Origin of the sequence: Comamonas aquatilis, from assembly GCF_965139575.1 — a bacterium.
GTDB lineage: Bacteria > Pseudomonadota > Gammaproteobacteria > Burkholderiales > Burkholderiaceae_C > Comamonas > Comamonas aquatilis.
The window spans coordinates 14,536-40,835 of sequence record NZ_CBCSIW010000007.1 but is presented as its reverse complement, the minus strand read 5'-3'; the positions used below and the strand labels follow the sequence as shown (position 1 = coordinate 40,835).

Genomic DNA, 26,300 nt, shown 5'->3' with positions numbered 1-26,300 from the left:
ATCAGAATCGTTCTAGGATTGACCCTATCGTCTAGAGGCCTAGGACATCACCCTTTCACGGTGAGTACCGGGGTTCGAATCCCCGTAGGGTCGCCAAGTTTGAGGCACTTGTAGCTACAAAGTAGCGAGCAAAGCTTCCTGCCAGGAGTGGTAGTTCAGTTGGTTAGAATACCGGCCTGTCACGCCGGGGGTCGCGGGTTCGAGTCCCGTCCACTCCGCCACAGTTTTCTTGAAGAAGCAAAAAGCCACCAGTATTCTGGTGGCTTTTTTGTTTTTGCTTCGCTTAAGTGCTGCAATGCAGCATATTTGCACTATGCTATCGACTTGCTAGCAGATTCCCCTGACTCTGCAAATGCTTTGGGCTATGCGATATCGTCACGATTCGTATCGGCCGGCGACAAAATTTTTCTTTTTGAGGAACTTTTACCGCTGTCGAAAGCACCATCAGTAGCAGGTTTTAGCGTCTGCAGGTTTCACTCTTTTAGGGCTTGTCCTTTCTTTTAGCGCTCACTCCTAGATTTCATGCGTTCGGCTCCGTCTTTTTTGCTGTCATTGCTGTTGTTTGTCGCCATAACCGGCGCACAGATCGTGGCTTTGTGGCCGACGGCTTCGCAGGAGGAGTTGGCTCCCATGCAGGTGGTCCAGTTGATGGAATCCGGAGTGGATGTGCTGCAGGAATTTGAGGACGATGTGGAGCTCGATTCCACCGAGTTCTCCATTCATCGCATTCCGCGCACGGTCGAAGTCAATCCAGCCCAGGAAGACAAGAACGAATTATTTGGCCCGCCAGAGCAAATTGCTGTGGCCGTGGCTGATGCCCAGGTCACGCCACAAGCGCATGTGGTGCACCTAACGACCCCTTGGCCCGACAGCATGTTGCGCCCGCCCATATCGGGCCTGCCAACGGCAGGCTAGCCCCGTATGCCTGAGTTCTGCCAGCCAGCGTGTTCGCTGGGCGGAACCCTCTAGGCGGCTTCAGGGCAAATCTCCTTTCTGATCACCAGCTTGTGGCGTTTGACGCCCGGGTCTGCGTCGTCTCGCTGTGCTGCGTTTGCGTCAGCAAGACCCAAGCCCGTCGGCTTTCCCCCGTCCTTTGTGGATTCTCAAGCAAGCGTTCTGCGTTTTGTTTCGAGCGCGGAAGTTGGCTCACTTCAATGTTTTCTCACTTTGTCTGCCATTTACGGGCAGCTATGTTCTATGTCGTATAGATCGATAGCGCCGGGTGTATTACCGGCCGAATCTTGTTTTTCCCCTTCAGGCGCAGGACGCTTGCAACGCTTGAATCGCATTGCGCTGCTCTGTCTTGCCATGGGCGCCTCGCAGTGGGCTCTGGCCCAGGATGTCCAAACCACATCGCCAGGCAATGCCACAGCGGTGCTTGGTGCCGCCAGCACACCGGCTGCTGTTCCTCAGCTCAGTCTCGATCAGCTGGTGCAAACCGTGTTGGATCACAACCCCGAGCTGCGCTCGGTTCAGCAGTCGAGCGTGACCGCACAGGCGGCGGTGGTGACGGCCGGTGCTTTGCCCAATCCCAAGCTCGAATGGAGTCAGGGCCAGAACAGCGCGCGCATTCCTTCCGGTACGCCAGGAAACGTCAGCACCATGGGCGTTTCCCTGCCCATAGAAATGCCATCGGTGCGTGCTGCTCGCGTGAATGCGGCCGAAGCCGGTCAACGTGCCTCGGTGCAGCAGATTGCGGCCTCGCGCAATGCGCTGGTGGCGCAAGTCAAGCTGCGGGCGTATGAAGCGGTGCTGCGCAATGCACAGGCCGATGCGGCCCATGACGCCGTCAAGCTGCTGGAGCAGGCCCATGAGCGCGTGCGTGTGCGCGTCTCCAGCGGCGAGGCGGCCCGCTACGAAATCATCAAGGCCGACGCCGAGCTGATCAACGCCCGCCAGCAGGAGCAGTCTGCCAAGCTGCTGGCCGAGCAGTCGCAGCTCACGCTCAACCGCATGGCCGCTGGTCAGTTGCCGGCGCGCTTCGATCTGAAGCTGTCCTTGCAGGACCCGGTGAGCAAGACGGGTTTGCAGAGCATCAACTGGCAGGCTCACCCCGAGCTGCTGCAGCTGCAATCGGAAGTGGACAAGGCCGAAGCCCAGAAGCAGGGTGCCAAGGCCAGTCGCTGGCCTGGTCTTGAGCTGCGTTATGCCCAGACCCGCGAGCCCGATATCCGCAACAACACCGTCGGCGTGACGGTGCAGATTCCGCTGTTTGACCAGCGCCGCGGTCCTATCGATGAAGCTGCCTCCGAGGCTGAACGTGCCCGGCTGCGCCTGGAAGGGCGCCGTGCCGAGCTGGAGCAGCAAATGCAGCAGGCCTGGAAGGTGATGGAAATGGCCCAGGTGCGTACCAAGGCCTTGAGCGAAGGTGCAGTGCGTCAGGCCGAAGCGGCCCTGCGCGTGGCTGAAGCCGCTTACCGCTTTGGCGAGCGCGGAATTCTGGATGTGCTCGATGCTCAGCGCGTGCTGCGCACCGTGCGCGCCGACCTGCTGGAAGCCCGCTACCAGCTGCAATCCGCTCGTATCGAGCTGGACTTCCTGGCCGGCCGCTATGCAGCGCCCGCCGCAATCTGATTCCAGTTTTTTGAATATTGCTTATGTCCTCCCATTCTTCTTTTTCTCAGACCGGCCGCAATCGCCCTGCATCCCTGGTCGCTGCGCTGGCACTGGCTGGCCTGGTGTCGCTGACCCTGACCGCCTGCGGCAAGGATGAGCAAAGCAGCGCCGCACCGGCGGCCGCTGCTTCGGCCCAGACCGAGCTCGATCCCATGGAGGTGGTGGTTTCGGCCGCCATGGCCAGCAACTTCAAGACGGCAGCCGTGGCACTGGCCGAAGTGGCCAGCGTGCAGGAAATCTCGGGCCGTATCGAAGCCAATGAGCGCAAGGTGGTGCGCATCGGTGCTGCCGTGACAGGCCGCGTGACCGAAGTGCTGGCCGAGACCGGCGACCGCGTCAAGTCGGGTCAGGTGCTGGCGCGTGTGGCCAGCCCCGAATTGACCACGGCCCAGCTGGCCTATATGCGTGCCAGCGCCACGGCCACCTTGGCTGAGCGGGCGGCTGAGCGCGCACGCCAGCTGATTGCTGCCGATGTGATTGGCTCTGCCGAACTGCAGCGCCGAGAATCCGAGGTACAGATTGCCCGCGCCGAATTGCGTGCAGCCGGCGATCAGTTGCAGCTCATGGGCATCTCGGGCGATGCGCTGACGCGGCTGCGCGGTCAGGGCAGCATCGCGCCCAATGCGGCCGTCACCGCTTCATCTGCAGGCATCGTGATCGAGCGCCAGGTCAGCCAGGGCCAGGTGGCACAACCCGGCGATCCACTGTTCACCGTGGCTGATCTGTCCAATGTCTGGGTAGTGGGGGCCTTGCCTGAGCAGATGGCCCGCAGCGTGCAGGTCGGTCAGAGCGTCCAGGTTGATGTGCCCGCCTTGGGATTGACGCCTGATGAAGGGCCGCTTTCCGGCAAGATCATTTACGTGGGCGATACGGTTTCGTCCGAAACCCGCACCGTCACCATCCGTACCCAGGTGGATAACAAGGACCATGCCTTGAAGCCGCAAATGCTGGCCACCATGCGTATCCAGGGTGCCATGGAAAAGACGCTGGCCATTCCCGCTGCCGCCGTGGTGCGCGAGAACGACAAGGACCATGTGTACGTGAAGAAGGCTGAGAACCATTACCGCCTCACGCCCGTGGATCTGGGTGGCGCCAGCGGCGGTCTGCGTCCGGTGCTCAAGGGTTTGAGCGAAGGCGTGCAAATCGTGGTCGAGGGCTCGTTCCATCTGAACAACGAGCGCAAGCGCGCTGAGCTGGAGTAAGCCCATGATTGCTTCCATGATTCGAGCTGCGCTATCGCAGCGGCTGGTGGTGATCGTGCTTGCGCTGGTGGTTTGCGGCTTTGGCCTGCGTGCTGCCATGAATCTGTCGGTGGATGCCTTCCCCGATGTGACCAATGTGCAGGTGCAGGTGGCGACTGAAGCGCCGGGCCGCTCGCCCGAGGAAATCGAACGTTTTGTGACGGTGCCGCTGGAAATCGCCATGACGGGCTTGCCCGGTGTGGTGGAGATGCGCTCGCTCAACAAAAGCGGCTTGTCCATCATCACCCTGGTGTTCACGGACGAGACCGATGTCTACTTTGCCCGCCAGCTGGTGACGGAGCGCCTGATTGAAGTCACTCCCCGCATGCCCGAAGGCATCGTGCCCGTGCTGGGCCCGGTGTCTACCGGTCTGGGCGAGGTCTATCAGTACACGCTGGACCATCCCGACGATGGTCAGCGCGAGCTGACCCAGGCCGAGCTGACCGAGCGCCGTACCATCCAGGACTGGGTGGCACGGCCGCTGCTGCGCTCCATCCCCGGTGTGGCTGAAATCAACTCCCAAGGCGGTTACGTCAAGCAGTACCAGGTGCTGGTCGACCCCGGTCGTCTGGCTCACTATGGTCTGTCCGTGCGCCAGGTGGTGCAGTCGGTGGCCGATAACAACGCCAATGCCAGCGGCGGCATCTTGCCCCAGGTGACGGAGCAGTATCTGATCCGCGGCGTGGGCATGATCCGCTCGCTGGAGGATATCGGTAACATCGTGCTCAAGGAGCAAGGTGGCGTGCCGGTTTATGTGCGCGATGTGGCGACGGTGCAAATCGATGCCGAGGTGCGTCAGGGCGCCATCATCAAGGGTGGTTATACCGAAAGCGTGTCCGGCATTGTGCTGATGATGCGTGGCGGCAATGCCAAGGAAGTGGTGACGCGCGTCAAGGAGCGCGTGGACGAAATCAATACCAAGGGCATGCTGCCCGGCGGCTTGCAGATCGTCTCCTTCTACGACCGTACCGATCTGGTGGATTCGGCTCTGTGGACCGTGGGCAAGGTGCTGATCGAAGGCATTTTCCTGGTGGTGGTGGTGCTGTTCATCTTCCTGGGTGATGTGCGCTCTAGCCTGATCGTGGTGGCGACGCTGATCATCACGCCGCTGACGACCTTCATCATGATGAACCGCTATGGCATCTCGGCCAACCTCATGTCTTTGGGAGGGCTGGCGATTGCCATCGGCTTGATGGTGGATGCTACCGTGGTGGTGGTGGAGAACGTGTTCCACAAACTCGGCCAGGCTGGCAACAGCATGGGCGAGCGGGTGCGCACCGTGCTGTCTGCCACGACGGAAGTGGCAACTCCCACCATCTTCGGCATCGCCATCATCATCTTGGTGTTCCTGCCCTTGATGACCTTGCAGGGCATTGAAGGCAAGATGTTTGCGCCTCTTGCGTTGACGATTGTGATTGCGCTGGCCGTGTCCCTGGCCGTGTCGCTGTTCCTGTCGCCCGTGCTGTGCTCGTACTTCCTCAAGGGCGGTGCCGACCACGACACCAAGCTGATCGCCTTCCTCAAGCGCCACTATCTGAAGCTGCTGGATGGCGCCACAGCGCGTCACCGCCTCACGCTGGCTGTATCCGTGGCTTTGCTGATTGCGTCGCTGGGCCTGTTCCCGCTGCTGGGCAAGTCCTTCATGCCCACCATGAAGGAAGGTGCGCTCACGCCGCAGATCAATCGGGTGCCCAGCATTTCCCTGGATGAATCCATCCGCATGGAAATGGCGGCCATGAAGGAAGTGGCTCAGGTGCCGGGCGTGAAGTCCGTGGTGTCCAAGCTGGGTCGTGGCGAATCGCCTGCGGATCCCGCCGGTCCCAACGAGTCCGACCCCATCGTGCTGCTGGATCCCGAGTCCGAGCGCAGCCAGGATGAGATCGACGAAGACATCCGTCAGCGTCTGTCCAAGATTCCCGGTGTACAGATCGTGCTGTCTCAGCCGATTTCCGAGCGCGTGGATGAAATGGTGACGGGCGTGCGTTCGCAGCTGGCTATCAAGGTGTTCGGCGATGAACTGGGCGAGTTGAAAGACATCTCCGAGCAAGTTGCCCGTATCTTGAAGAGCGTGAACGGCAGCACCGATATCCGTATCGAGCGCCTCTCGGGGCAACAGGCATTGACGGTGGACATTGACCGCAAGGCCATTGCCCGTCACGGGCTGAATGTGGCCGATGTGCAAAGCCTGCTGGAGTCGGCCATTGGCGGCAAGGATGTGACTACCTTGTATGAGGGCGAGCGTCGCTATGCCGTGGTGGTTCGCTTCCCCGAGGCTTTCCGTGGATCGCAGCAATCGATTGGCGCCACTCTGCTGACGACAGCGAACGGTGCGAAGGTTCCATTGAGCAGTTTGGCAAAGATCGAGCTGGTGGACGGTCCTGCGCAGATCAGCCGCGAAGGCGGCAAGCGCCGTGTGGTGGTGGGTGCCAATGTGGAAGGCCGAGACCTGGGAGGCTTTGTGACCGAGGTGGAGCAGCGTCTGGCACAGGAAGTCAAACTGCCCGACGGCTACTACTTCAAGTTCGGCGGGCAGTTTGAAAACATGGAGCGCGCCATGGGCACGCTGCAGGTCATCGTGCCGCTGACCATCGTGGCCATCTTCTTCCTGTTGTTCCTGCTGTTCAATTCCGTCAAACTGGCCAGTCTCATCATCTTGGTGCTGCCTTTTGCTTCGGTCGGCGGCCTGATCGGTCTGTTTGTCACGGGTGAGTACCTGAGCGTGCCGGCCTCTGTGGGCTTTATTGCGCTGTGGGGTATTGCCGTGCTCAACGGTGTGGTGCTGGTCACCAGCATCCGTCGTCTGCGCGAAGATGGCATGGCGGTGGCTGCTGCCGTGCGCGAAGGTTGCGTGCAGCGTTTCCGCCCGGTGATGATGACGGCGACCGTGGCCTTGCTGGGTCTGGTTCCCTTCCTGTTTGCCACCGGCCCGGGCTCTGAAGTGCAGCGTCCGCTGGCGATCGTGGTGATCGGCGGGCTGATCTCGTCCACCTTGCTGACTCTGGTGGTGCTGCCCACGCTGTACCGCTGGTTTGATGAAAAGCCGGTTGAGGCTTGATGGAGTGCCGCCCCCTGAACCGCTTTGCGGCTTCCACAAGGGGGACGATCCCATCGCTGCGGGGCGGCCCTGGCTCGATATCTCTGGCTTGGGTCGCCTGTGCGGCGAGAACTTTAGGAGATTGTGATGATGAAAGAAATCCGTGCCATCGTGCGACCCAGCCGTTTGGATCGTTTGCGTGCTGCGTTGCGCGACATTCCCAATTTCCCGGGTGTGACCATCTTCAAGGCCGAAGGCTTTACGGCGCCGGCGGCTGTGGACAAGCGAACGGTCAAGGACGAATTGACCGATTTTTCGGACAAGCTCATGGTCTGCGTGATCGTGGAAGAGTCCATGGTCGAGCCGGTCCGCGAGGCCATTGTGAGCGCCTGCCGCACAGGTCAGATCGGCGACGGTCTGGTCTGGACGGTAGATATTGGCGAGATGCACCGCATCCGCGATGGCGGCGCGGTGAGCTAATAAGCGCACTGTCGGCGTGATCTGAGGGATGCTCGGCAATATGTCTGGCATCCTTTTTTTCTGCCTGGGGGCGAAAAATCTGCCGACTTCGGGGAAAGGCCCGAAAAGCCTGTGCTACAATTTTTGTATTGCAGCAACAAGCTGATGTTTGAGAAAACACCGGTTTGCGGTTCAAGGGGGTATAGCTCAGCTGGGAGAGCGCTTGCATGGCATGCAAGAGGTCATCGGTTCGATCCCGTTTACCTCCACCAAAATTTAATGACGGCTGATTGAAAAATCAGAATCGTTCTAGGATTGACCCTATCGTCTAGAGGCCTAGGACATCACCCTTTCACGGTGAGTACCGGGGTTCGAATCCCCGTAGGGTCGCCAAGTTTGAGGCACTTGTAGCTACAAAGTAGTGAGCAAAGCTTCCTGCCAGGAGTGGTAGTTCAGTTGGTTAGAATACCGGCCTGTCACGCCGGGGGTCGCGGGTTCGAGTCCCGTCCACTCCGCCAGATTTAAAAGCCGCAATCAAGCAATTGATTGCGGCTTTTTCTTTGCCTGAAAAGCAACGGACGAAAAACAGGCCCTGTGAAGAGCCTGTTTTTTAATTTTGCGACCGGCTTATTTGGGGGGCATGCGGATGGCGCCATCCAGGCGAATCACTTCGCCGTTGAGCATGTCGTTTTCCAGAATGTGTTTGACCAGCTTGGCATAGTCTTCCGGTTTGCCAAGACGGCTGGGGAAGGGGACGCCGGCCGCCAGGGCATCCTGAACTTCCTGGGGCATGGTGAACAACATGGGCGTGCCGAAAATGCCGGGGGCAATCGTCATGTTGCGAATGCCGTTGCGAGCCAGATCACGCGCAATCGGCAAGGTCATGCCCACCACGCCGCCTTTGGAGGCGGCGTAAGCGGCCTGACCGATCTGGCCGTCATAGGCGGCCACGCTGGCGGTGGAAATCAGCACGCCACGCTCGCCCGTGTTTTCGGGCTCGTTCTTGGACATGGCGTCTGAGGCCAGGCGAATCATGTTGAAGGTGCCCACCAGATTGACCATGATGGTCTTGGTATAGACGGCCAGGTTGTGGGGGCCGTTTTTGCCCACGGTTTTTTCGGCAGGGGCGATGCCGGCGCAGTTGACCAGACCCGCAAGCTTGCCCAGGCTCAGCGCTTTCTCGACCACGGCTTGGCCGTCGGCCTCATTGCTCACATCGCAGCGCAGGTACACGCCGTCTATTTCGCGCGCTACGGCTTCGCCGCGTTCTGCATTCATGTCGGCAATCATCACCTTGCCGCCGTTGGCTGCCAGCATGCGGGCCGTGCCTTCGCCAAGTCCTGAAGCGCCGCCGGTCACAATGAATACGCGATCCTGAATCTGCATGAGCTGTCTCCTGTAGTTTTTGAGTTACGTTAACGTAAACGTCAATTATGCATGGTGAGCATCCATTCGTGATGGCGAAAAAAGCACAAAAAAAAGCCCGATCCAAAGAGATCGGGCTTGTAAGGGATCCGTGAAACGGGGGTTTCAGGAGGATCCAAGGAGACAACTTGTGCAGAGTCGAGAGTGAACTCGACCTGACATGTTTGCAATTATAGGGGTAAACCCTTGGTCTTGCAAATCATGTCATTTCGCCATGTTCTTAGCGCTTGGCGCCGGGGTTTGTGCTGGCCTTGACGGCTTCGGTTGCTGTGTTGGCAGCAGCGTTGAAGTTGGTTTCAGCCAGGTCGGAAGCTTGCTTGACCGCTTTTTGCACGGATTCAAAAGCGCCGTTGGCCGTGGAGACTGCGCTCTTCAGGATGGCCACAGCAGATTCGGTACCGGCTGGAGCGTTCTTGGCAGCGTTGTCCAGCAGAGCGTTGAAGTTCTTGCGGGCTTCGGCAGTCTGGTTTTCCAGAGTCTTGCCGATTTCCGTGCTGGTGCCGCTGGCGATGTCATACAGGTGACGGCTGTAGGAAGCAGTCTTTTCAGCCAGGGGCTGGAACAGGCTGGCTTGCAGGTTCAGCAGCTCTTGAGCATCCTTGACGCTCAGCACGGCTTGGGTGTGTTGGGCAGCTTCGGTCAGAGCGGCGCGCGAGGCGGTCACGTTCAGTTCCACCAGCTTTTCCACGCCTTCAAAGGCTTTGCTGGTCAGGCCAAACAAAGTTTCGAAGTTGGCTTTGTGGACGCTCAGGATTTGGTCAGGGGTCAGGCTCATAACTATCTCCAAAATTACAGATCTAAAAACAAAGGATCGACCGGAGGAAACATCTGCGCTGACATGATCATCTGGGCGTTAACCCGATATGTTGCAGTGCAGCATGGGTGCATTGTATGAACAGTTGTTTGAGAAATGCAAGCGATTTTTTGTTGCACTGCAACAAAATAGAGATGCAGGCCTAGATTGTTGCTAAGTTCATGATTTGTATTTGATTTTTATGTCTGCAATATGACATTAAAGTAGGGCGCAGCGCGTTTTTCCAGTTCGCCAAGGGTGTTTTCCTACACCCGGATCAGCGCTGCTTTGACCTGAAAGCAAGCCTGCACCCATGTCTCGTGGGTGCTGGTCGTCGTCGGCCCGCATTTGCACAATGCGGTTTCATGAATGCCACTCCTGCCTCCTCTCCCGCTCCGGTGCGTGCCCAGCCTCAGGCCAGAAGCAGTTACCCGGTCTTTCGCCAGATCGGCACACGCTGGTCTGATAACGATGTCTATGGCCATGTGAACAACGTCATCTACTACAGCTGGTTCGATACGGCGGTGAACGCGCACCTGATAGAGAGCGGGGCGCTGGATATTCATGCCGGGCAGACCATAGGCCTGGTGATAGAGACGCAGTGCAACTACTTTGCTTCGCTGGCCTTTCCGCAGACGGTGGAGGCCGGGATTCGCATGGCACATATGGGCAGTTCCAGCGTGCGCTATGAGATAGGGCTTTTTGCCCAGGGCGAGCCGCTGTCGGCGGCCGCCGGGCATTTTGTTCATGTGTATGTTGACAGCCAGACCCGCCGGCCCGTGCCTTTGCCGTCCAGGTTGCGCACCGTGCTGGAGTCTTTGCGCACTGGCGTTTAGATGATTTTTTGATTAATTTGATAGCTTCAAGCGCTTATGTATATTGGAATTAAGTTCGATTTAACCAATATTTTGGCTTTCACCGCATTGACGGGCGGGGCAGCCGTATGTAGCGTCAGGCAGGCATGGGGTTCAAGAGGGCGCCGCCCTGCGGAATCGCCTACACTCAAAGTCCGGCGGGGGCTTGTGAAATCCCTCGCTTTTCTCGACTCCTCGGACCGCTGTCCATGATCATCACCAGCCTGCTTGATACCGACCTGTACAAATTCACGATGATGCAGGTGGTGCTGCACCAGTTTCCCGGTGCGCAGGTGGAATACCGCTTCAAATGCCGCAACCGGGGCATGCAACTGGCGCCGTTTGTCAGCGAGATCCGCGAGGAAATCCGCTTTCTGTGCCAGCTGCGCTTTCAGGATGCCGAGCTGGCCTATCTGAATTCACTGCGCTTCATCAAAAGCGATTTTGTGGATTTTCTGGGGCTGTTCCAGCTCAATGAAAAATACATCACGGTGACGGCTCTGCCCAATGGGGAGATTGACATCACCATCAAAGGACCGTGGCTGCACACGATCTTGTTCGAAATCCCGGTGCTGGCCATTGTCAACGAGGTGTATTTTCGCAATACCCAACCGGTGCCCGCTTATCCCGAAGGCCGCAAGCGGCTGGACGAAAAAATCGCCTTGCTGCAGCAGCCCGGGCTGGAGACGCTCAAGATCGCCGACTACGGTACGCGCCGCCGCTTTTCCAGGGCCTGGCATGAAGAGGTGCTGCGCGTACTCTGTGCCCGCCTCGGAGCCGACCGGCGCCGGGGCCAGCTGGCAGGTACCAGCAATGTGCTGTTTGCCATGAAGCTGGGGCTGGTGCCGCTGGGCACGCTGGCCCATGAATACCTGCAGGCCTGCCAGTCGCTGGGCCCACGCCTGCGCGACAGCCAGATTTTCGGTTTCGAGACCTGGGCACGCGAGTACCGGGGCGATCTGGGGATTGCGCTGTCCGATGTCTATGGCATGACGGCTTTTCTGCGCGACTTCGACCTGTATTTCTGCAAGCTCTTCGATGGTGCCCGCCATGACAGCGGCGATCCATTCGACTGGGGCGAGCGCCTGATTGCCCACTACAAGGCCAACAAGATCGACCCACTGTCCAAGGTACTGATCTTCAGCGACGGGCTGACGGTGCCGCGCACCATAGAGCTGTTTGAGCGTTTCAACGGCCGCTGCAAGCTGGCTTTTGGCATAGGTACCAATCTCACCAACGATCTGGGCAATGCTCCCGAGCATGTGCCGCTGCAGATCGTGATCAAGATGACGCGCTGCAACGGTCAGCCTGTGGCCAAGCTTTCCGATACACCGGGCAAGAGCATGTGCGACGACGAGCGATATCTGGCGTATTTGCGTCAGGTATTCAGCATCCCTCAACCGCAGACAGAGCCTTCGGTTTGAGCTATTGAATAGCGAGCGAACCTGGTCTCTGGTGGAGAAGCGCTTCGTGAACAACTGCAGGCAGGTTTTGAAAAGCGGCGCGGCGGCCGCCGGCATCTGGACAGTGACCGGCGGCGCTCAGGCGGCGCAGCTCAATGCCACCAGCCTCTCCCTGGTCTGGGGCATTCCTTTTGCGGGCATGCTGCTGTCGATTGCGCTGTTGCCGTTGCTGGCAGCCCATTTCTGGCATCAGCATTTTGGCAAGGTCACGGCGGGCTGGGCCCTGGCTTTTCTGCTGCCGTTTGCCCTGGTCTTCGGTATGGGGACGGCAGTCGAGAATCTGGTCCACGCCCTGCTGGCCGAGTATTTTCCGTTCGTCATACTGCTGGCCGCCCTCTACACGGTGGCAGGCGGCATTTATGTGCGCGGCAATCTGCGTGGCTCGCCTGGGCTCAATACCGGTGTTCTGGCGCTGGGGGCGGTGCTGGCCAGTTTCATGGGCACGACCGGAGCCTCCATGCTGCTGATTCGCCCCTTGCTGCGCGCCAATGATGACCGCCGCCATCAGGCGCATGTGGTGGTGTTCTTCATTTTCATCGTCTCCAACGCCGGCGGTGCGCTCACGCCGCTGGGCGATCCGCCGCTGTTTCTGGGTTTTCTGAAGGGCGTGGATTTTTTCTGGACGCTACGCCATCTCTGGGGGCCGGCGCTGTTCATGAATCTGGCGCTGCTGGGGATCTTCTATCTGCTGGACCGCTATCTGATGCGCAAAGCAGACGAGACCGTGCTGCCCGACCCCACGCCTACGGTCGATGTGACAGGCTCCGTCAGCCATCTGGGCTTTAAAGGCAAGATCAATTTTGCCTTGCTGCTGCTGGTGGTGGGTCTGGTGCTGATGAGTGGTCTGTGGCGTACGCCAGCCGGTGTCGAGATTTTCGGCACGCACGTGGGTTTGCCGGGCCTGGTGCGCGACCTGGGGCTGATTGTGGTGGCTTTGCTGTCGCTCAAGCTCACACCGCGCGGCGTGCATGCGGCCAACGAGTTTGGCTGGGCCCCCATGCAGGAGGTGGCCAAGCTGTTCATAGGCATCTTTCTGACCATCATTCCCGTGATTGCCATGCTCAAGGCCGGTGCGGACGGACCTTTTGGCTTCATCGTGCGGGCCGTGACCCGTAGCGATGGCTCGCCCGACGAAACCATGTACTTCTGGGTCACGGGCGTGCTTTCGTCCTTTCTGGACAACGCGCCTACCTATCTGGTGTTCTTCAATACCGCCGGTGGTGACCCCGCCCATCTGATGACCGATATGGCGCTGACGCTGATGGCGATTTCTGCCGGTGCCGTCTTCATGGGCGCCAACACCTATATCGGCAATGCGCCCAACCTCATGGTCAAGGCAATTGCCGAGGACAGGGGCGTCAACATGCCTGGATTTTTTGGCTACATGATCTGGTCGGTCTGCGTTTTGCTGCCGCTGCTGGTGATCATGACGCTGATCTGGTTTCGCTAAAACAAACGACAAGGAGTACCGCCCAATGAATGCCAAGCCGCGCATCCTGATTGCCCGCGCCATCTCGCCCGAGGTGGTCGAGCGTCTTTCGCAGCACTTTGAAGTGCAGTCCAACCAGGACGATGTGGCCTGGAGCCAGCCTGAGCTGATTGCCCAGTTGCAAGGCAAGGATGGCGTGCTGACCACGGGTTCGCAAACCATCAATGCCGAACTGCTGGCGGCCTGCCCTCAGCTCAAGATCGTGGCCAATATGGCCGTGGGCTATAACAATTTCGATGTGCCGGCCATGACGGCTGCGGGCGTGCAGGGCACCAATGCCCCCGATGTGCTGACCGAGACCACGGCCGACTTCGGCTTTGCCCTGTTGATGGCCACGGCGCGCCGCATTACCGAAAGTGAGCACTATCTGCGTGCGGGCAAATGGAACGCCTGGCGCTATGACCTGTTTGCCGGGACCGAGGTGCATGGCAGCACGCTGGGCATCATTGGTATGGGCCGCATAGGCCAGGGTATTGCCAGGCGCGCAGCCTACGGCTTTGGCATGAGGGTGATTTATCACAACCGCTCGCGCCTGTCGCCCGAGCTGGAAGCCGAATGCAAGGCCGGTTATGTGGGCAAGCAGGAGCTGCTCAAGACCGCAGACCATGTGATGCTGGTGCTGCCCTACACCCCCGAAAACCACCACAGCATTGGCGCGGCCGAGATCGCGCTGATGAAGCCCACGGCCACGCTGATCAATATCGCCCGCGGCGGCATTGTGGACGATGGCGCGCTGGCCAAGGCCTTGCGCGAGCGCCGCATTGCCGCCGCCGGCCTGGATGTGTTCGAGGGCGAGCCCGCCGTGCACCCCGATCTGCTGACGGTGGACAACGTGGTACTCACTCCTCATATCGCCAGCGCCACACTGGGCACGCGTCTGGCCATGGCCGATCTGGCGGCCAGCAATCTGCTCGCATTTTTTGAAGGGCGTGCCGTGCTGACGCCGGTGAACCAGCCGCTGCCGCGCGCGGCTTGAAATCATGGGGCCGGCCTGGGCGGCGGGCTTTGAAATCCACGGGCTGAAAGCCTGTCGTGCCGATTAGCCCGGCCCTTGTCACATCAGTTTTTCAGGCCGGTTTTGGGGTCTGCCCAGGGCTGGAACGGCTGCTTGGCTTTGATAATTGCCGAGCTTTATTCACCTATCTCGAGCACCACATGCCTTTTATTCGTACCAGCGTCCACAAAGACACTCCCGCCGCCAAGCGCCACGCCATCGTCAACGGTATTCACCAGGCGCTGATCGATGCCATCGGCATGCCTGCCGACGAGCTGTTCAACATGGTCAACGACTACGATGAGCAGCAGTTCTTCTTCAGCCGCACCTTCAACGGCTACACCCGCTCCGAGCGTGTGGTGGTGGTGGAAATCACCATGCGCCGCGGTCGCAGCGATGCCATGAAGCGCGCGCTGTACGCCAATATCGCCACCAATCTGGAAAAAGAGGCGGGCGTGGCACCGAACGATGTGTTCATCTTCACGCATGAAAACGACTACTCCGACTGGTCGGTGGGCGGCGGCAAATTTGCCATGGCCATTGCCCAGCAAGTTGGCCCGAATTCCTGAGCGCGAACGCTTGGCCTGCCGGGCATCCCGCCCGATTTCAGCCGGTTTCGGACCCGATTTCAACCCGGGCTGAGCCTTCAGCTTCCATCTGACGCGTCCAGCCCTATCTAATTGTTGCAGAGGGCTGGACGCGCTCGCTTGGGTTGCGCCACGATCTGATAGATTTCATTGACGAGGCTTCGCGCTGCGAACGCTGCTCGACGCCGCCGGAAGCAAAAGAGTCGCACAAGACGCTTTTTATAAGGCGAATCATGCTCTGGTGCTTTATTCGTAAGCACTGATAGCTATTGAAATGGTAGTGCTGCAAGCGGGCTTGCAGTCAATGAAAGAATCGGTTGGACACGGTGAACTTGTGGTGGTTAGGGGCGCTCGTGGCTGCAGGCCTTGGTTTGCAGCTGGTTTTACTTTGGTGGTTGTTGGCGCTCAGACGTGCGGCCCAGGAAGGCCCGGACGCTCTGCGTTTGCAGGCCCAGATGCTGCAAGGTCTGCAGGCACTGGATTTGCGCCTGCAGCAGCTGGAGCGCAGCAGCCAGAGCACGCAGATGGCGGTGGCCAAAAGCGACGGGGCGCTGGACCGCGTCAGCAGCCATTTGCAAACCCATCTGGCTCAGGCCCAGCAAGATGCCCAGGCCGGTCGCCGGGAACAGGGCGCGGCCCTGGCCGCCTTCAGGGATGAGGTGACACAGCTGGCTGCACGTCTGGGCTCGGACAGCCAGCAGGCGCGCACCGCCCTGGCGCATAGCAGCAGCGAGCAGTCAGCGCATATTCAGCAGCGTTTTGAGGCGCTGGCACAAACCACGCGCGGCACGCTCGATTCACTCAAGGGCGATATCCTGCAGCAGCTTACCCATATCAGCACGCAGATGGGGGCCACGCTCAAGGACCAGCTCACCGCCAACGGCGAGCAACTGCGCCACCAATTCACGGTGCTGCAGGATGCTGTCACCCAGCAGCTGGGCGGCTTGGCCCAGGGCCAGCAGACCACGGCCGAGCAGCTGCGCGGCACGCTCAATGAGCGGCTGGCCACCATCCAGAGCGATAACGCCGCCAAGCTCGAAGAAATGCGGCGCACGGTGGATGAAAAACTGCATGCCACGCTGGAGTTGCGCCTGGGCGAGTCTTTCAAGCTGGTCAGCGACCGGCTGGAGCAGGTGCACAAAGGCCTGGGTGAGATGCAGACGCTGGCCGGCAGCGTAGGCGATTTGAAGCGGGTGATGACCAATGTGAAGTCGCGCGGCACCTGGGGCGAGCTGCAGCTGGGCAGCATCATAGACAACGTGCTCACGCCCGAGCAGTACGCCCGCAATGTGAAAACCGTTCCGGGCAGCGACGAACTGGTGGAATTTGCCATCCGTCTGCCGGGTCGTGGTGACGAGCAACCCGTGTGGCTGCCTATCGATGCCAAGTATCCGGTGGAGCATTATCAGCGCCTGCAGGATGCACAGGACAGCGCGGACCGCGTAGCCCTGGTGGCGGCCGGCAATGCGTTTGAAACCTCGATTCGTGCAGAGGCCAAGAAAATTGCGGCCAAGTACCTGGCGCCGCCGCACACCACGGATTTTGCCGTGATGTATCTGCCCACCGAGGGCCTGTTTGCCGAAGTATTGCGCCGCCCGGGTCTGGTAGAGGCTTTGCAGAACCAGCACCGCACCGTGGTCACCGGCCCGGCCAATCTGGCGGCCATGCTCAGCAGCTTGCAAATGGGCTTCAAGACGTTGGCGATCGAAAAGCGCTCCTCCGAAGTCTGGGGCGTGCTCGGTCAGGTCAAGACCGAGTTTGGCAAGTTTGGCGAGGTGGTGGAGGCGGCCCGCAAATCCATTGATGCAGCGGCACGCAAGTTTGATCAGGTCGGTGTGCGCACCCGCGCCATTCAAAAGCATTTGCGCGAGGTGCAGGAGCTGCCGGCTCCCGAGGCAGGCGGCTTGCCCCTGTTTCCCGCAGCCAAGGCGGATGTTGCGGAGGACGAGGAATGAACGCGGCCTTGCTGAGGCTGATCCTGGCGCAAATCTGCATTCATGCCTGTATGACGGGCATGCGCATGGCCACCCCTTTGCTGGCGCTCAATGAGGGCTATAGCGCGGCAGCCGTGGGCATGCTGCTGGCGCTGTTTGCGCTGACCCAGGTGTTTCTCTCCCTGCCTGCGGGGCGCTATGCGGACCGGCATGGCTTGAAAAAACCGCTGCTGCTGAGTGTCTGTGCTGCGGCACTGGGCGCCGGGCTGGCGGCGGCGTTTCCCATCTTTCCCGTGCTGTGTCTGGGTGCCTTGCTGACCGGAGGTGCATCCGGTGCGGCGCTGATTGCCTTGCAGCGGCATGTGGGCCGTTCTGCCCATGACAAGCAGGAGCTGCGCAAGGTCTTCAGCTGGCTGGCCATAGGTCCGGCCATCTCCAATTTCATAGGCCCGTTTGTCGCCGGCTTGCTGATTGACTATGCGGGCGGGCAGGAGGCCAGCCTGACCGGCTTCAGGGCCGCCTTCACGTTGCTGGCCTTGCTGCCCCTGGCGGCCTGGTTCTGGGCGCGCACCGTCAAGGAGTTGCCGCCGGTCGAGGTGGCTGCTGGCGGGCCCAAGGCCACGGCCTGGGATTTGCTGCAAAACCAGGGTTTCAGGCGCTTGCTGCTGCTGAACTGGGCGCTGTCCTCGTGCTGGGACGTACACACTTTCGTGGTGCCCATCCTGGGGCATGAACGGGGGCTGTCTGCATCGGTGATCGGCACCATCTTGGGCGCTTTTGCGATTGCAGCCGCACTGATCCGTTTGCTGATACCGGTGCTGAGCCGGCATTTGAGTGAGTGGGTGGTGGTGTTGGGCGCCATGCTGTCGTCTTGCGTGCTGTTCATGCTTTATCCGCTGATGCAGGGTGCCTGGGCCATGGGCTTGTGCTCGGTGTTGCTGGGCGTGGTGCTGGGCTCGGTTCAGCCCATGGTGATGAGTATGATTCACCAGATCACCCCGCCGGAGCGCCATGGCGAGGCTCTGGGCTTGCGCATGATGGCGATCAACGGCTCTAGCGTGATCATGCCGGTGCTGTTTGGCTCGGTAGGGACGGTGGTCGGAGTGGCGGCTCTGTTCTGGGCGGTGGGAGCCATGGTTGGCCTGTCATCCAGGCTGCCCTGGCTGATAGGGCGCGAAGACATGCCTGTAGGGGAGTGGAAACAGCACTAGCTTTGACGGGCTTGAGCAAGACTTCAGCTTAGGCTGCCGTCAAGGTTTGAATCCAGTCTTTCCATGAAAAAAGAGCGCCAGGGGCGCTCTTTTTAGTTTTACAGCTCTTCCACTCTGCGGGCCGGATAGCTGTCCCAGCTCTGGCAGCCGGGGCAGTGCCAGAAGTGGGTGCGCGCCTCAAAGCCGCAGGCGGCGCAGCGGTAGCGGGTCAGCGGCTTGGCCGCATGATCCAGCGCTTTTTGCACCGCGCCGTGGTATTGCTCCTCGGTCAATGTTTCGCCTTCCAGCCATTGGGCTGCAGCCACCAGAGATTTTTCAAGCTCCAGATGTTTGACCAGGCGTGCGCGGCCCGGGGCGTCAGGGTTGCCGGACTTCTTGTCCAGCGTCACCTGCGCTTGCAGCAGATCCAGCGAAGGGGTCTGAGCATAGTGCTTGGTCAGCAGGGCTTGCACGGCGGTGATTTCGCCCGTGGCATCGGCCACTTCCACCAGCAAACTGGCGGCCAGCGGCAGCGCGGCCGGGCTTTGCGCTGCCAGTTCCTGCAGCGTCTTCAAGGCGGCAGCCGACTGGCCTTGGCGGTGCTGCAGCTGGGCCATTTCCAGGCGCGGGCGCGGTGCCTGGGGGGCTGTCTGCACCGCTTGCTGCAATTGCTGCAAGGCCGGGTCCAGCTGGCCGCGGGCCACTTGTGCATTCGCGTCTTCGCAAAGATAGTGGGCCAGGCGGGCGCTGAAGTCGCCCTGGTTGGCGGCCTGCATCTTGCGGGCAATGCTGGCGGCCTGGCTCCAGTCGCGGGAGCGCTCGTAAATGGCCAGCAAGGCCAGACGGGCTTCGGCCTCATAGGCCGTGCCTTCCAGGCGATGCAAAGCGTCTTCTGCGCGATCGAGCAGGCCGGCTTTCAGAAAATCCTGGGCAATGGCGTGCTGGGCGCGGTCGCGGTCGCTGCGCGAGAGATCGGCCCGGCTGAGCAGGTGCTCGTGCACGCGAACGGCACGGTTGTACTCGCCGCGGCGGCGAAACAAATTGCCAAGGGCAAAGTGCAGCTCCGAAGTGTCGGGGTCGTTCTGCACGGCCTCGATAAAAGCGTCAATGGCCTTGTCCTGCTGCTCGTTAAGCAGAAAGTTCAGGCCTTTGAAATAGGCTTTGGGGGCTTGCCGGTTATCGGCACGCACCTGGCGCAAATCCCAGCGGGAGGCCAGCCAGCCCAGCACAAAAGCCACGGGAAAGCCCAGCAAGATCCAAGTCAGATTAAATTCCATGCACGTCGCTCGGCACGATTACGGGAGTGGTGGCCGCGGGGCTGCTGGCAGGCGCTGCAGGCGCGGTGTCACCGGGTTGGGGGGCTGTGATGGGCGTCTGGGCTGCGGCCTGTGCGTCACGGGCAGCGGCGCGGTGCTTCCACCAGCGGGGCACCATGCCCAGCACGCCCACAATCAGGCCCATGGCAAAGGCGGCCAGGACCACGAGCACCAGCGGCGCCGTCCAGCTTGTGCCAAAGAAGAAATGCACCGTGGCATCTTGCTGATTATTGAGCGCAAACGCGAACAGCGTGAAAAAAATGGCTGCCTTGAGCAGCCACAGAAGGTATTTCATGCTTCCCCTTATACCCTTTTAGCTTTGGAGTGATGGGTAGATTTTAGAGGAGGCCAGCCGCAGTGCCGTTCAGTAAGTCTCATGCTTTTTGCGGCTGTGTGCCGGGGCCTCAGGCCTGGGCGGTAGTCGGGCCACTGTCTTGCGTCAGCGCCTCGGGCTTGAGATCCACGGCTTCGCGCAAGGCCTTGCCTGGCTTGAAGTGGGGTACACGCTTGGAGGGCACCTGCACGGACTCGCCGCTGCGCGGGTTGCGACCGATGCGGGGAGGGCGGTGGTTGATGGCAAAACTGCCAAAGCCACGAATTTCAATGCGGTGACCGCGCACCAGGGCGTCACTCACGGCATCCAGAATGGTCTTGACGGCCTGCTCGGCATCGCGTTGGTTGAGTTGGCCGAAACGGGCGGCAAGTTCTTCGACGAGATCAGATCGGGTCATCGGACGATGGGATTAAAAAGAGAAAACAACAACGGGCGCACAAGGCGCCCGTTGTCTTCGACGCATGGCGCGGTCAGCAAGCGAGCTTGCCGACCGGCTGACGTGGATTACTTGTCGGAGTTGTCCAGCTTGGCGCGCAGCAGTGCGCCCAGGCTGGTCGTGCCGGCGTTTTCCTTGGAGGATTGAGCCGACAGAGAAGCCATGGCTGTCTGCTGTTCAGCGTGATCCTTTTGCTTGATGGACAGCTGGATGTTGCGGGTCTTGCGATCCACGTTCACCACCACAGCGGTCACTTCGTCGCCTTCCTTCAGCACGGAGCGAGCATCTTCCACGCGGTCGATGGAGATTTCCGAAGCGCGCAGGTAGCCGATGATGTCTTCGCCCAGGTCGATTTCAGCGCCCTTGGCATCCACGGTCTTGACCTTGCCGGTCACGATCTGGCCCTTGTCGTTCACGGTAGTGAACGTGGTGAAGGGATCGCTGTCCAGCTGCTTGATGCCCAGGGAGATGCGCTCGCGCTCAACGTCCACGGCCAACACGATGGCTTCGACTTCTTGGCCCTTCTTGTAGTTACGCACGGCGGCTTCGCCGGTTTCGTTCCAAGACAGGTCAGACAGGTGCACCAGGCCGTCGATACCGGCAGCCAGACCCACGAACACGCCGAAGTCGGTGATGGACTTGATGGGGCCCTTCACGCGGTCGCCGCGCTTGGTGTTCTGAGCGAATTCTTGCCAGGGGTTAGCCTTGCATTGCTTCATGCCCAGGGAGATGCGGCGCTTGTCTTCGTCGATTTCCAGAACCATGACTTCGACTTCGTCACCCAGCGACACGAGCTTGGTGGGAGCGATGTTCTTGTTGGTCCAGTCCATTTCGGAAACGTGCACCAGGCCTTCGATGCCGGGTTCCAGTTCCACAAATGCGCCGTAGTCGGCGATGTTCGTGACCTTGCCGAACAGACGGGTAGCCGAAGGATAACGGCGCGAAACGCCCATCCAAGGATCGTCGCCCATTTGCTTCAGGCCCAGGGACACGCGGTTCTTTTCGGTGTCGAACTTCAGGATCTTGGCCATGATTTCTTGGCCAGCTGTCACCACTTCGGATGGGTGACGCACGCGACGCCATGCCATGTCGGTGATGTGCAGCAGACCGTCGATGCCGCCCAGATCAACGAACGCACCGTATTCGGTGATGTTCTTGACCACGCCATTGACGATAGCGCCTTCCTTCAGGGTTTCCATCAGCTTGGCGCGTTCTTCGCCCATGGATGCTTCCACCACAGCGCGGCGCGACAGCACCACGTTGTTGCGCTTGCGATCCAGCTTGATGACCTTGAATTCCATGGTCTTGTTTTCGTACGGCGTCAGATCCTTGATCGGACGTGTATCGATCAGCGAACCGGGCAGGAATGCGCGGATGCCGTTGACCAGAACGGTCAGGCCGCCCTTGACCTTGCCGGAAGTGGTGCCGGTCACGAATTCGCCAGACTCCAGAGCCTTTTCCAGCGACAGCCAGGAAGCCAGACGCTTGGCGGTGTCGCGCGACAGGATGGTGTCGCCGTAGCCGTTTTCGATGGAGCCGATGGCCACGGAAACGAAGTCACCCACTTGGACTTCGAGTTCGCCCTGGTCGTTCTTGAACTCTTCCAAAGGCACGTAGGCTTCGGACTTCAGACCGGCGTTCACCACCACGAAGTTGTGCTCAACGCGCACGACTTCAGCGGTGATAACTTCACCAGGACGCATTTCGGTGCGTGTCAACGACTCTTCAAAAAGGGCGGCAAAAGATTCAGACATGTATTTCCTTGACCGCAAACAGGTTTCCGTCAGCACTATTGCCGAGCGTTTTTAAGGTTGTCTGCGGAGGGTTGTGGGATACACCCACGGGGTTAAAAGGTGAAAAACCTCTGTGTCATGCCGCTGAAAGCGCGCTGCGACACCGAGGGCCAGTGAACCAGATGCGGGACTGGGCCTGATAAATCAAGCGCGGCCAAACGGCTGGCGTTCCTGCCACCACGAGAGCACCTGGGCAACCACATCTTCAATGGTCATCTCGGAGCTATCGAGTTGCAGAGAATCCTCGGCAGGTTTGAGAGGCGCAGTGGCGCGATTCATATCGCGGGCATCGCGTGCTTCAAGGTCTGCCAAAAGGGTAGCTATATTAGCTGAAATTCCTTTGGAAATCAATTGTTTATGGCGGCGCTCGGCGCGACACTGGGCGGAAGCCCATAAATAGACCTTCAGCGGTGCATGGGGAAAGATGACCGTGCCCATGTCGCGGCCGTCGGCCACTAGGCCGGGCAGGGTCTGAAAGGACAGTTGCAGATCGACCAGGGCCGTGCGCACGGCCGGCAGGGCCGAGACGCGGGAGGCGTTCATGCCGGCTTCTTCGCTGCGAATTGCGGCGCTGATGTCTTCCTCGCCCAGCCATACGCGCTGCTGTGCGTCAAAGCGCACCGGCAGGTCCAAGGCCATTTCGGCAATGGTCTCTTCGTTGGAGTCATCCAGCGCCAGGCCGGCGCGCGAGGCGGCCAGGCCGGTGATGCGGTACAGAGCGCCGGAATCGAGCAGCTGATAGCCCAGGGCCTTGGCCACTTCGGCGGCAATCGTACCCTTGCCCGAGGCAGTGGGGCCGTCGATGCAGATCACCGGGATGTGCTGAGTCTCGGTCTGGCAGACGGAGAACAAGGCCTCGAAGTAATCGGGGAAGGTCTTGCCCACGCATTTGGGGTCTTGAATGCGCACCGGCAGCTTGGCCGGGTTGAAAGCTGCCAGCGAGAAGCACATGGCAACGCGGTGGTCGTCATAGGTATGGATGCTGGCAGCGCGCCAGTCGGATGCCTTGGCGGGAGGCGTGATGCGGATGTAGTCCGCGCCTTCTTCCACCGTGGCGCCCAGCTTGCGCAGCTCTATGGCCATGGCGGCGATGCGATCGGTTTCCTTGACGCGCCAGCTGGCGATATTGCGTAGGCTGGTCGTGCCGTCGGCGTACAAGGCCATCACGCCCAGCGTCATGGCCGCATCGGGGATGTGGTTGCAGTCGAGGTCGATGGCCTTGAGCGGCCAGTTGCCGCGCGAAACCTCCAGCCAGTTGGGACCGCTTTCCACCTGGGCGCCCATGGCACGGGCAGCCTCGATAAAGCGGATATCGCCTTGAATCGAGTCCTGGCCCACACCCAGAATGCGGATGCTTTTGCGCTCTGTCGCGTTGTCTGCATCCGCATCATCGGTCGTACCGGTGGCAATGGCGCCAAGTGCGATGAAGTAGCTAGCAGATGAGGCATCGGCTTCCACGTGGATGTCGCCGGGCGACCGGTAGCGGCTGCCGGCAGGAATCACAAAGCGCTGCCAGCTGTCGTTTTCCACGGCAATGCCAAAGCGCGCCAGCAGCTCCAGTGTGATGTGGATATAGGGCTTGGAGATCAGTTCGCCCACCACCTCGATGGTGATGGCCTTGTCCGTGGCCTGCAGCGGCAAGGCCATCAGCAGCGAGGTCAGGAACTGGCTGGAGACATCGCCGCGCACCTGAATCGGCGCATCGCTCCAGCGGCTGAAATCGGGCTGGCCGATCTTCAGCGGCGGAAAGCCTGGATCGCGCAAATAGTCAATGCGGCAGCCCAGCTGGCGCAGCGCATCCACCAGATCACCTATGGGGCGCTCGTACATGCGGGGCACGCCGGTCATCTCGAAATGGCCGCCCAGCACGGCCAGAGCCGCCGTCAGCGGGCGCATGGCCGTGCCAGCATTGCCCAGGAACAGCGTGGCCGCCGTATCGGCAGGCAACTGGCCGCCAATGCCGGTGACGGCTATGGGTTGGCCGGGCAGCACGGTTTCAGGCGTGATGTGGCAGCCCAGCTGCTTCAGTGCCGCCAGCATGACCTGGGTGTCGTCCGAATCCAGCAGATCGTGGATGGTGGTCGTGCCGTGGCTGAGCGCCGCCAGCAACAGCACGCGGTTGGAGATGCTTTTGGAGCCGGGCAGGGTGACGCTGCCCTGGGCAGAGTCCAGCGGGGGCAGGTCTAGGAATTCGGTGGTGAACATGGCAATCCCACAACGGAGTTTGGTGCCAGGGCAGCTTGCTCCTTTTTGAGGAGCTGCTTGCGCTTTTTCTGCCTGGGCTTGAGGCTTTAAAGGTTTAAATTTTGGCCGAACGCTTGCCCAGATGCCAGTGTGCGCGGGCGTCGCTGGCCAGCGTCAGGCGGTCTTGCAGACCCTGGCCGTCTTCGGCGGCGATCAGCGATTCCAGTTGGTCCAGGGCGGCGCGGAAGTTGCGTGACTGTGACAGCACCTGCTCGCGATTGGCCAGCAGCACATCGCGCCACAGCTTGGGCTCGCCGGCCGCAATGCGGGTGAAATCTCGGAATCCGGGGCCGGCCAGGGAGAGAATTTCATCGGCAGCCGGCTGGTTGAGCACGCTTTGCATCATGGCAAACGCCAGCAGATGGGGTAGGTGGCTGACGGTGGCCAGCGTGCCGTCATGCGCCTCGGGCGACATGGCGCGCACATGGCAGCCCAGGGCCTCCCAGAGCTGCTGGGCGCGGCTCAGGTGGGCGGTCAGCGTACGCTCGGTAGGCGTCAAGATGACTTGGGCGCCCCGGTAGAGGTTGACATCGGCGTGCTCCACGCCCGCCACTTCCTTGCCGGTGATGGGGTGGGCGGGCACAAAGCTGCCCAGCTGGTCGCGCAGCGCCGAGCGTGCGGCCTGCACCACATCGACCTTGGTCGAGCCCACATCCATGATCATCATCTGGGGTGTGACCAGGTGCTTGATGGACTTGAGCGTGGCTTCGGTGGCGGCCACCGGCACGGCCAGCAGCACCAGATCGGCGCCGGCAGCGGCCAGCAGGGCCGAGGGGGCTTCCACATCGATCACGCCCATCTGGCGGGCGCGCTCGGTGGTGGAGGGAGATTTGCTGTAACCCACCACGCGCTTGACCAGGCCGGCTTTTTTCAGGGCCAGGGCAAACGAGCCGCCCATGAGGCCGCAGCCGATCAGGCCCAGCTGTTCAAACGGGACCATCTCGGCATCAGCGGTTTTCTGCGTCATGCTCAAACCCTGCATCACTTGGCCACAGGGTAGGTGCCCAGCACTTTGTAGAAAGCGCACAGGCCTTGCAGATCCTGCAGCGCGGCAGCCACATTGGACTGGGCGGGGTGGCCTTCGATGTCGATGTAGAAGTAGTACTCCCACTGGCCGGTGCGGGCCGGACGCGATTCGAAGCGCGTCATGGAGACGCCGTGCTTTTTCAGTGGCACTAGCAAATCGTGCACGGCACCGGCGTGGTTGGGCACGGAGATGATGAGGCTGGTGCAGTCATGGCCGCTGGGGGGCGCCGTGTTCAGCGTATGCGGCAGGCAGATGACGGCAAAACGCGTGCGGTTGTAGGCGTCGTCCTGAATCGCGTGGCTGACGATGTGCAGACCAAACTGCTGGGCCGCGCGCTCGCCGGCAATGCCGGCCCAGTTGGGGTGCAGAGCGGCCAGGCGTGCGCCTTCGGCATTGCTCTCCACCGGGCGGCGCTCGGCATGGGGCAGATGCTTGGACAGCCAGCTCTGGCACTGGGCCAGCGCCTGGGGGTGGGCGGCCACGACTTCAATGCCTTCCAGATCGGCGCTGGTGCGCATCAGGTTGTGGCGGATCAGCATGCTGACTTCGCCCACCACATGGCAGGGCGTGTGCAGGAACATGTCCAGCGAGCGCGTGACCACGCCTTCGTTGGAGTTTTCCACGCCGACCACGCCGTACTGGGCGCTGCCGGCGGCAGTGGCATGAAAGACTTCCTCGAAGCTGGAGCAGTACATCAGATCGGCGGCGCCGCCAAAGTACTGAATCGCCGCTTCTTCACAGAAAGTGCCGGCCGGGCCGAGCACGGCCACGCGCTGGGGCGATTCCAGGGCCAGGCAGGCCGACATGATTTCGCGCCAGATGGCGGCCACGTGGGCGCTTTTGAGCGGGCCGGGGTTGTTGGCCTTGATCTTCTCGATCACCTGGGCCACGCGGTCCGGACGGAAAAAGGCCGAGCCTTCTTTTTTCTTGAGTTCACCCACTTGCTCGGCCACGTGGGCACGCTGGTTGACCAGCTCCAGCAGCTGGCGGTCCAGCGAATCGATCTGGGTGCGAAGCGTCAGCAACTCGGGGCTGGCTTGGGGTTCTGTGCTCATGAAATCCTCAAAATTC

The 26,300-nt window shown here is 60.7% G+C and carries 21 protein-coding genes and 5 tRNA genes; 17 read left to right on the top strand and 9 right to left on the bottom strand.

Translation table 11 applies throughout. The features are described 5' to 3' along the window. The first annotated feature begins 20 nt into the window (after nt 1–20). The 10 genes from ACNAZA_RS10870 to ACNAZA_RS10825 all read left to right on the top strand — a co-directional run bounded on the left by ACNAZA_RS10870 (nt 21) and on the right by ACNAZA_RS10825 (nt 7,868). A tRNA-Glu gene (locus tag ACNAZA_RS10870) sits at nt 21–96 on the top strand. Nucleotides 97–144: 48 nt separating this feature from the next. After that, a tRNA-Asp gene (locus ACNAZA_RS10865) sits at nt 145–221 on the top strand. Between the two features lie 301 nt (nt 222–522). Then, nucleotides 523–915, top strand: a complete 393-nt coding sequence (locus ACNAZA_RS10860; protein WP_415796588.1) for a hypothetical protein — start codon at nt 523–525, stop codon at nt 913–915. A 354-nt stretch (nt 916–1,269) separates the two neighbouring features. Beyond that, nucleotides 1,270–2,574: a TolC family protein gene (locus tag ACNAZA_RS10855; protein ID WP_415796587.1), complete on the top strand. Its 1,305-nt coding sequence runs from the start codon at nt 1,270–1,272 to the stop codon at nt 2,572–2,574. Between the two features lie 23 nt (nt 2,575–2,597). Beyond that, a complete protein-coding gene (locus ACNAZA_RS10850) occupies nt 2,598–3,818 on the top strand; it encodes an efflux RND transporter periplasmic adaptor subunit (protein WP_415796586.1) in 1,221 nt (406 codons plus the stop codon). A 4-nt stretch (nt 3,819–3,822) separates the two neighbouring features. Beyond that, nucleotides 3,823–6,912, top strand: a complete 3,090-nt coding sequence (locus ACNAZA_RS10845; protein WP_415796585.1) for an efflux RND transporter permease subunit — start codon at nt 3,823–3,825, stop codon at nt 6,910–6,912. Between the two features lie 123 nt (nt 6,913–7,035). Further along, nucleotides 7,036–7,371, top strand: a complete 336-nt coding sequence (locus ACNAZA_RS10840) for a P-II family nitrogen regulator (RefSeq protein WP_415796584.1) — start codon at nt 7,036–7,038, stop codon at nt 7,369–7,371. Nucleotides 7,372–7,546: 175 nt separating this feature from the next. Further along, a tRNA-Ala gene (locus ACNAZA_RS10835) sits at nt 7,547–7,622 on the top strand. Between the two features lie 45 nt (nt 7,623–7,667). Beyond that, nucleotides 7,668–7,743: transfer RNA gene (locus ACNAZA_RS10830), tRNA-Glu, on the top strand. A 48-nt stretch (nt 7,744–7,791) separates the two neighbouring features. Continuing rightward, nucleotides 7,792–7,868: transfer RNA gene (locus ACNAZA_RS10825), tRNA-Asp, on the top strand. A gap of 109 nt (nt 7,869–7,977) precedes the next feature. Here the strand turns inward: ACNAZA_RS10825 and ACNAZA_RS10820 are convergent. Then, a complete protein-coding gene (locus tag ACNAZA_RS10820; RefSeq protein WP_415796583.1) occupies nt 7,978–8,736 on the bottom strand; it encodes a 3-hydroxyacyl-CoA dehydrogenase in 759 nt (252 codons plus the stop codon). A gap of 259 nt (nt 8,737–8,995) precedes the next feature. Continuing rightward, nucleotides 8,996–9,550 (bottom strand): phasin family protein, encoded by a 555-nt coding sequence (locus ACNAZA_RS10815; protein ID WP_120966942.1) that lies wholly within the window; start codon nt 9,548–9,550, stop codon nt 8,996–8,998. Between the two features lie 383 nt (nt 9,551–9,933). Here ACNAZA_RS10815 and ACNAZA_RS10810 point away from each other — a divergent pair, with 383 nt between their 5' ends. From ACNAZA_RS10810 to ACNAZA_RS10780, 7 genes are all read left to right on the top strand, one after another. Further along, nucleotides 9,934–10,404, top strand: coding sequence for an acyl-CoA thioesterase (locus ACNAZA_RS10810; protein WP_415796582.1), 471 nt, complete (start codon nt 9,934–9,936; stop codon nt 10,402–10,404). A gap of 227 nt (nt 10,405–10,631) precedes the next feature. Then, entirely contained in the window at nt 10,632–11,846 is a 1,215-nt protein-coding gene (pncB, locus tag ACNAZA_RS10805) for a nicotinate phosphoribosyltransferase (RefSeq protein ID WP_415796581.1), read from the top strand. Between the two features lie 67 nt (nt 11,847–11,913). Beyond that, the gene (locus ACNAZA_RS10800; RefSeq protein ID WP_415796731.1) at nt 11,914–13,335 is read left to right on the top strand and encodes a sodium:proton antiporter; all 1,422 of its coding nucleotides are present in this window, start codon (nt 11,914–11,916) and stop codon (nt 13,333–13,335) included. 25 nt (nt 13,336–13,360) lie between these two features. Beyond that, the gene (locus ACNAZA_RS10795) at nt 13,361–14,350 is read left to right on the top strand and encodes a 2-hydroxyacid dehydrogenase (RefSeq protein WP_415796580.1); all 990 of its coding nucleotides are present in this window, start codon (nt 13,361–13,363) and stop codon (nt 14,348–14,350) included. A gap of 179 nt (nt 14,351–14,529) precedes the next feature. Next, nucleotides 14,530–14,937 carry a tautomerase family protein gene (locus ACNAZA_RS10790; protein ID WP_120966947.1) on the top strand — a complete coding sequence of 136 codons (408 nt, stop codon included), beginning with the start codon at nt 14,530–14,532 and terminating at the stop codon, nt 14,935–14,937. Between the two features lie 473 nt (nt 14,938–15,410). Continuing rightward, nucleotides 15,411–16,910, top strand: coding sequence for a DNA recombination protein RmuC (locus tag ACNAZA_RS10785; protein ID WP_415796730.1), 1,500 nt, complete (start codon nt 15,411–15,413; stop codon nt 16,908–16,910). Then, a complete protein-coding gene (locus ACNAZA_RS10780; RefSeq protein ID WP_415796579.1) occupies nt 16,907–18,100 on the top strand; it encodes an MFS transporter in 1,194 nt (397 codons plus the stop codon). Before ACNAZA_RS10785 ends, ACNAZA_RS10780 begins: the two co-directional genes overlap by 4 nt. 98 nt (nt 18,101–18,198) lie before the next feature. Here the strand turns inward: ACNAZA_RS10780 and lapB are convergent, their stop codons facing one another. The 7 genes from lapB to pheA form a co-directional block, all read right to left on the bottom strand. Continuing rightward, the gene (gene lapB, locus ACNAZA_RS10775; protein WP_415796578.1) at nt 18,199–19,356 is read right to left on the bottom strand and encodes a lipopolysaccharide assembly protein LapB; all 1,158 of its coding nucleotides are present in this window, start codon (nt 19,354–19,356) and stop codon (nt 18,199–18,201) included. After that, the gene (locus tag ACNAZA_RS10770) at nt 19,346–19,690 is read right to left on the bottom strand and encodes a LapA family protein (protein ID WP_415796577.1); all 345 of its coding nucleotides are present in this window, start codon (nt 19,688–19,690) and stop codon (nt 19,346–19,348) included. Before ACNAZA_RS10770 ends, lapB begins: the two co-directional genes overlap by 11 nt. Nucleotides 19,691–19,799: 109 nt before the next feature. Beyond that, nucleotides 19,800–20,126: an integration host factor subunit beta gene (locus ACNAZA_RS10765; protein WP_415796576.1), complete on the bottom strand. Its 327-nt coding sequence runs from the start codon at nt 20,124–20,126 to the stop codon at nt 19,800–19,802. Nucleotides 20,127–20,233: 107 nt separating this feature from the next. Continuing rightward, nucleotides 20,234–21,919 carry a 30S ribosomal protein S1 gene (gene rpsA / locus ACNAZA_RS10760; RefSeq protein WP_120966952.1) on the bottom strand — a complete coding sequence of 562 codons (1,686 nt, stop codon included), beginning with the start codon at nt 21,917–21,919 and terminating at the stop codon, nt 20,234–20,236. 183 nt (nt 21,920–22,102) lie between these two features. After that, on the bottom strand, nt 22,103–24,163 hold the full coding sequence (locus tag ACNAZA_RS10755) for a bifunctional 3-phosphoshikimate 1-carboxyvinyltransferase/cytidylate kinase (RefSeq protein ID WP_415796575.1): 2,061 nt from the start codon (nt 24,161–24,163) through the stop codon (nt 22,103–22,105). 94 nt (nt 24,164–24,257) lie between these two features. Continuing rightward, a complete protein-coding gene (locus ACNAZA_RS10750; RefSeq protein WP_415796728.1) occupies nt 24,258–25,142 on the bottom strand; it encodes a prephenate dehydrogenase in 885 nt (294 codons plus the stop codon). A 41-nt stretch (nt 25,143–25,183) separates the two neighbouring features. Continuing rightward, nucleotides 25,184–26,284: a prephenate dehydratase gene (gene pheA, locus ACNAZA_RS10745; protein ID WP_415796574.1), complete on the bottom strand. Its 1,101-nt coding sequence runs from the start codon at nt 26,282–26,284 to the stop codon at nt 25,184–25,186. Nucleotides 26,285–26,300 lie beyond the last annotated feature (16 nt).

Excerpts from the sequence above, each read along its gene's own strand:
- ACNAZA_RS10860 (WP_415796588.1), top strand. The coding sequence starts at position 523 with ATGCGTTCGGCTCCGTCTTTTTTGCTGTCATTGCTGTTGTTTGTCGCC.
- ACNAZA_RS10850 (WP_415796586.1), top strand. The coding sequence starts at position 2,598 with ATGTCCTCCCATTCTTCTTTTTCTCAGACCGGCCGCAATCGCCCTGCA.
- ACNAZA_RS10845 (WP_415796585.1), top strand. The coding sequence starts at position 3,823 with ATGATTGCTTCCATGATTCGAGCTGCGCTATCGCAGCGGCTGGTGGTG.
- ACNAZA_RS10820 (WP_415796583.1), bottom strand. The coding sequence starts at position 8,736 with ATGCAGATTCAGGATCGCGTATTCATTGTGACCGGCGGCGCTTCAGGA.
- ACNAZA_RS10815 (WP_120966942.1), bottom strand. The coding sequence starts at position 9,550 with ATGAGCCTGACCCCTGACCAAATCCTGAGCGTCCACAAAGCCAACTTC.
- ACNAZA_RS10810 (WP_415796582.1), top strand. The coding sequence starts at position 9,934 with ATGAATGCCACTCCTGCCTCCTCTCCCGCTCCGGTGCGTGCCCAGCCT.
- pncB (WP_415796581.1), top strand. The coding sequence starts at position 10,632 with ATGATCATCACCAGCCTGCTTGATACCGACCTGTACAAATTCACGATG.
- ACNAZA_RS10795 (WP_415796580.1), top strand. The coding sequence starts at position 13,361 with ATGAATGCCAAGCCGCGCATCCTGATTGCCCGCGCCATCTCGCCCGAG.
- ACNAZA_RS10790 (WP_120966947.1), top strand. The coding sequence starts at position 14,530 with ATGCCTTTTATTCGTACCAGCGTCCACAAAGACACTCCCGCCGCCAAG.
- ACNAZA_RS10785 (WP_415796730.1), top strand. The coding sequence starts at position 15,411 with ATGCTGCAAGGTCTGCAGGCACTGGATTTGCGCCTGCAGCAGCTGGAG.
- ACNAZA_RS10780 (WP_415796579.1), top strand. The coding sequence starts at position 16,907 with ATGAACGCGGCCTTGCTGAGGCTGATCCTGGCGCAAATCTGCATTCAT.
- lapB (WP_415796578.1), bottom strand. The coding sequence starts at position 19,356 with ATGGAATTTAATCTGACTTGGATCTTGCTGGGCTTTCCCGTGGCTTTT.
- ACNAZA_RS10770 (WP_415796577.1), bottom strand. The coding sequence starts at position 19,690 with ATGAAATACCTTCTGTGGCTGCTCAAGGCAGCCATTTTTTTCACGCTG.
- ACNAZA_RS10765 (WP_415796576.1), bottom strand. The coding sequence starts at position 20,126 with ATGACCCGATCTGATCTCGTCGAAGAACTTGCCGCCCGTTTCGGCCAA.
- rpsA (WP_120966952.1), bottom strand. The coding sequence starts at position 21,919 with ATGTCTGAATCTTTTGCCGCCCTTTTTGAAGAGTCGTTGACACGCACC.
- ACNAZA_RS10755 (WP_415796575.1), bottom strand. The coding sequence starts at position 24,163 with ATGTTCACCACCGAATTCCTAGACCTGCCCCCGCTGGACTCTGCCCAG.
- ACNAZA_RS10750 (WP_415796728.1), bottom strand. The coding sequence starts at position 25,142 with ATGGTCCCGTTTGAACAGCTGGGCCTGATCGGCTGCGGCCTCATGGGC.
- pheA (WP_415796574.1), bottom strand. The coding sequence starts at position 26,284 with ATGAGCACAGAACCCCAAGCCAGCCCCGAGTTGCTGACGCTTCGCACC.